1 protein-coding gene is annotated in these 763 nt (G+C 64.0%); it reads left to right on the top strand.

Annotated features, from left to right (window positions below; all coding sequences use genetic code 11):
• Nucleotides 1–180 precede the first annotated feature (180 nt).
• A partial coding sequence (locus tag AC0L2O_RS36260; protein WP_473373130.1) for a LabA-like NYN domain-containing protein occupies nt 181–763 on the top strand: 583 nt, incomplete at its 3' end.

Genomic DNA, 763 nt, shown 5'->3' with positions numbered 1-763 from the left:
GCTTTGATAGCTCTAGGCATTGGAGATAGCTTCGTATCCGGAGCTCGGATTCCTGCTCGGTTGCACGGAATGCGAGTGAGCGGCGGGCCAAGGCCGTCCCGTACCCCAACTCCCATCGCTTGAGCAAACCATTCGCCGGACGGGAGCGATGCTTCCGATCGGATCATTCAGGCTGCCCACATGTCGCCTTCGCCCAGTAGGATCGGCCTTTTCATCGACGGCGCCAATCTTCACGCCACCTCCAGGACGCTCGGCTTCGACGTCGACTACCGGCGCCTTCTGAACGAATTCCAGAGCCGGGGTACCCTGCTTCGCGCCTTGTACTACTCGGCCATCGTGGAGGATGAGGAATTCTCCTCGATCCGGCCGCTGCTGGATTGGCTCGATTACAACGGCTACACCGTCGTGACGAAGCCCACCAAGGAATTCGTCGATCCCTCTGGACGGCGCAAGGTCAAGGGCAACATGAACATCGAACTCGCGGTCGATGCCATGGAGCTCGCCGGCAAGCTCGACGAGATGGTCCTGTTTTCCGGCGACGGCGATTTCCGCTCCTTGGTCGAGGCCGTCCAGCGTCGTGGCGTCCGGGTCACGGTGGTCTCGACCATGGCCAGCCGGCCGCCGATGGTCGCCGACGAGCTGCGCCGCCAGGCGGACGTCTTCACCGACCTGGTGGAGCTGCAAGCCAAGATAGGCCGGGACCTGTCCGAGCGCCCGCCAGCCCGCGAGCGCGGCGACGTCCGTGGTACGCCGCTGCGGCGCA

The sequence above is a fragment of the Bradyrhizobium sp. Kon10 genome (assembly GCF_055807395.1).
The sequence above is the reverse complement of the archived record's forward strand: the minus strand, read 5'-3'. Positions and strand labels throughout refer to the sequence as shown.